5 protein-coding genes are annotated in these 3,848 nt (G+C 43.3%); all 5 read left to right on the forward strand.

Going from position 1 to position 3,848, the window contains the following annotated elements; all coding sequences use genetic code 11:
* The coding region (locus L5656_RS10815) for a Fur family transcriptional regulator (RefSeq protein ID WP_297202839.1) at nt 1-336 on the forward strand (336 nt) is incomplete at its 5' end.
* 98 nt (nt 337-434) lie between these two features.
* Complete coding sequence (locus L5656_RS10820; RefSeq protein WP_297202841.1) at nt 435-674, forward strand: FeoA family protein; 240 nt, start codon at nt 435-437, stop codon at nt 672-674.
* Between the two features lie 8 nt (nt 675-682).
* Nucleotides 683-970, forward strand: coding sequence for a FeoA family protein (locus L5656_RS10825; RefSeq protein WP_297202843.1), 288 nt, complete (start codon nt 683-685; stop codon nt 968-970).
* Nucleotides 939-2,996 carry a ferrous iron transport protein B gene (feoB, locus tag L5656_RS10830; protein WP_297202845.1) on the forward strand — a complete coding sequence of 686 codons (2,058 nt, stop codon included), beginning with the start codon at nt 939-941 and terminating at the stop codon, nt 2,994-2,996. Before L5656_RS10825 ends, feoB begins: the two co-directional genes overlap by 32 nt.
* A gap of 140 nt (nt 2,997-3,136) precedes the next feature.
* On the forward strand, nt 3,137-3,748 hold the full coding sequence (locus L5656_RS10835; RefSeq protein WP_297202847.1) for an HD-GYP domain-containing protein: 612 nt from the start codon (nt 3,137-3,139) through the stop codon (nt 3,746-3,748).
* Nucleotides 3,749-3,848: the final 100 nt, after the last annotated feature.

The raw sequence follows: 3,848 nt of genomic DNA on the forward strand, positions 1-3,848 counted from the left end.
CCAGAACACCCAACGGTGGAAAAGATATATCAGGTAGCCAAAAATTATTGTTCTACCTTAGGGTTAGCTACTGTTTACCGCACATTAGATTTATTTGCCCAGCTAGGTATTGCGCAAAAAATACCTTCCATAGAAGGTATTACTAGATATGACATTGATAAAGATTCTCATGTTCATTTTATTTGCCTTGAATGTGGGGAGACCAAGGAATTAGAGATAGGAATCGATATTTTGGTGGATAAGTGTAAAGATAAGGGCTTTGAAATCGCCAAATCTTCCCTCATATTTTTCGGCTATTGTCCTTCTTGTCGGACAGGGGTTAACAGAAAGGCTTAAACAGCTTAAACAGCCCTTGACAAAGGTTTTTATCAATGTTATTATATGCTTGATCAATGAGAATGAATTTCACTCTCGATTAAGGGAAGGTGACGGGATTGGAGGGCAATTTAACTTTAAGTGCCCTAAAGCCAGGTACTAAAGGGAAGATAACGCGGATAGCAGCCCAAGGGGGGCTCAAACGTCGTTTGCTAGATATGGGGCTGGTACCAGGAGCAGAAATTGTGGTAGAGGGAGTGGCACCTTTAGGCGATCCCCTGGAGGTTAAAGTCAGGGGTTATCATTTAAGCTTAAGGAAAAGCGAAGCGGCTAATGTATGGATAGAAATTGAGGAGTGATTTCCCTTATGTGGGAGAAGAGCTTTCCTTTAAGCTTTTTACCCCCAGGTGAGAAAGCTAAAGTAGAAGATATTACTGGTGGTCTCACCTTGCGCCGGCGTTTAACAGAGCTAGGAATCATACGCGGCAAACACATACAGGTTATTCGCAACGATAATTTTGGGCCATTAATTATTACTATAGGCGATAGTGGGGATTGCCGTTTAGCTATTGGACGGGGTATGGCCCAGAAAATTATGGTCATTAAGGAGGAGAATAAAACAAATGGGAGAAGCGGCTTTGGCCAGGATGCCTAAAGAGAAGGTAGTTGCTTTAGCAGGCAATCCGAACTCTGGTAAGACCAGTATTTTTAATGATCTTACTGGCTCACGCCAGCATGTAGGGAATTGGCCAGGGGTGACAGTGGAAAAGAAAGAAGGGAAAGCGATTTATCAGGAGCAAATTTTAAAGATTATAGACTTACCCGGTACTTATAGCTTAGGTGCCTATAGTGAAGACGAACTTATAGCTCGTAATTTTATTCTTTTCGATCATCCTGATGCCGTTATAAATGTAGTAGATGCCACCAATCTAGAACGGAACCTTTATTTAACTCTTCAGCTTCTAGAGATGGGTGCTAAAGTAGTGGTAGCCCTTAATATGATGGATGAAGCTAAAAAACAGGGGCTCGATATCAAGGTAGATAAGCTTTCTTCCCTTCTAGGAGTACCGATAGTTCCTACAGTAGCTACCCGCCAAGAGGGTATAAAGGAACTTCTCGCTGAAGCGGCTAAGATGGTTTTAAAGAACCCTCCTTCCCCTTTAGCTCTAAATTATGGTCGAGAAATTGAAGGGGAGATAAATAAATTAGAAGCCCTTATAGGACAAGACCCCTTTCTAACCCAGAGGTATCCTGCACGGTGGTTGGCTGTAAAACTCTTAGAGGGGGATGAAAGGCTACAGCAGGAATTAATGGAAAATAAAAAGGGCTCTATTTTGGCCCAGCTAGAGAAAAGCCGCAAGGCGTTAGCTACGGTTTTGGGTGAAGAAGTGGAAGCGGTTATAGCTGAACGCCGGTATGGATTTATAAATGGGATAGTGAAAGAAAGTGTTAAACGACAAAAGAGCCTAGAAGAGCGGCTTACTTTATCGGATAGAATAGATAAAATAGTAACTAACCGTTACCTAGGGCTCCCTGTATTCCTTTTGCTTATGTGGACAGTTTTTCAGTTTACTTTTAAACTAGGTGATCCCTTAGTGGGGGTTATAGAGGGCGCTTTTGAAAGCTTAAATGGGGTGGCCAGTAACAGGTTAGAGGCTATAGGAGCTCCCCGCCTTCTTATTTCTTTCCTTACCGACGGGATAATTGGGGGTTTAGGATCTGTACTAGTATTTATTCCCCCTATCTTTCTCTTATTTTTAGCCATATCTATTTTAGAAGATAGCGGTTATATGGCTCGGGCAGCCTATATTATGGATAGATTTATGCATGCTTTAGGTCTCCATGGCAAATCTTTTCTCCCCCTGCTTATCGGTTTCGGGTGCAATGTGCCTGGGATCATGGCTACCCGGACCTTAGAGAATAGGCGAGATAGGTTAATCACCATCTTAATTAATCCCTTAATGTCCTGTACAGCCAGGTTGCCTGTTTATGTGCTCTTTGCTGGAGCTTTTTTCCCTGCTTACCAGGGATGGGTTATTTTCTCTCTATACCTTTTGGGAGTAGGCTTAGCCATCCTGATGGGTAAACTTTTTAAAAGTGTATTGTTTAAGGGAGAGGTAGCACCCTTTGTTATGGAATTGCCTCCTTATAGGGTACCTACCTTAAGGGGTTTATTTATTCACATGTGGGAGCGAGGGAGCTGTTTTGTCCGTAAGGCGGGTACTATAATCCTTGGTGTAGTAGTACTTGTATGGGCTCTTTCCAATTTGCCGCCAGGAGTGGAATATGCTAGTCCAGAAAGCTTTATTGGGCGGATAGGAAGTTTCTTAGCCCCAGCTTTAGCCCCTGCGGGTTTTGGTACCCGGGAGGCTGCGGCAGCTTTGATTTTTGGGATTTTGGCTAAAGAAGTAGTGGTAGGGACCTTAGGGGTACTTTATGGGGTAGGAGAAGAGGGGCTTTCTGAAGTTATAACTCAGCACTTTACGCCTCTTTCGGCTTATGCTTTTATGGTGATGACCCTTATTTATGTCCCTTGTGTGGCTACTATTGCTGCTATAAGGCGGGAGACCAATTCTTGGGGTTGGACCGCTTTTGCTGTAGGATATAGCCTGGTATTGGGGTGGGTTATGGCTGTTCTGGTGTTCCAGATGGGAAGGCTTATAGGTACTTTCCTCATCTAAAATAAACTACCGGATAACTCCTCCAAAGTTTACTAGAGATAATCTAATCTTAGGTTAAAACCCGGTAGAATATTTTTATTACCTTTTCTACCGGGTTTTTTAACTCTCAACTTCTTTTTAGATTTTTGGGGGTAAGTCTATTGTTTACATGGGGTCTATGCTCCGATATTTATCATGACATCATTGAGTGTCTGACCGCGGCTCTGGAGGCGAGGGATCCTTATTCTAAAGAGCATTCCAGCCGGGTAGCAGATATGGCTTATGACCTGGGTCGCCGTTTGGGGCTCAAGGGTAAAGAATTAGAAAAAGTACATATTGCCGCCCATTTGCATGATATTGGTAAAATCGGTGTCCCGGACCAAATTTTACGGAAACCTGGTAAGCTCTTGCCCCATGAATGGGCGGCCATTAGACGGCATCCTGAAATAGGCTATAATATTTTAAGCCGTTCGCGGCGGTTAGAGGACATCGCCCTTCTAGTCCTTTATCACCACGAACGCTGGGATGGTAAGGGATACCCTAAAGGGTTAAAAGGAGAAGCCATTCCTTTAGGGGCGCGAATCATCGGTTTATGTGATGCTATCGATGCTATGACTTCTGACCGGCCTTATCGTCCCGCCCTTGACTGGCGCCAGTGTTGGGAAGAAGTGGAAGCAAATAAAGCTTTGCAATTTGATGCTGTAGTGGTAGAGGCAGCGGAAGCTTTATGGCCGGTGTGGGAAAAAAGGTGGTCATCCCGTAAGGGGGCTTAATAGAATAGAATTACTTAAGCTTATACTAAGAAAAATTTTCTCTTAAACTATTATTGACCTATGCTCTAATAGGTGCTATACTGGTCACAAAATATGGTTT

It is taken from the genome of Thermanaeromonas sp. (genome assembly GCF_021890735.1).
Taxonomy (GTDB): Bacteria; Bacillota; DSM-521; order Neomoorellales; family Neomoorellaceae; genus Thermanaeromonas.

Excerpts from the sequence above, each read along its gene's own strand:
- L5656_RS10825 (WP_297202843.1), top strand. The coding sequence starts at position 683 with ATGTGGGAGAAGAGCTTTCCTTTAAGCTTTTTACCCCCAGGTGAGAAA.
- feoB (WP_297202845.1), top strand. The coding sequence starts at position 939 with ATGGGAGAAGCGGCTTTGGCCAGGATGCCTAAAGAGAAGGTAGTTGCT.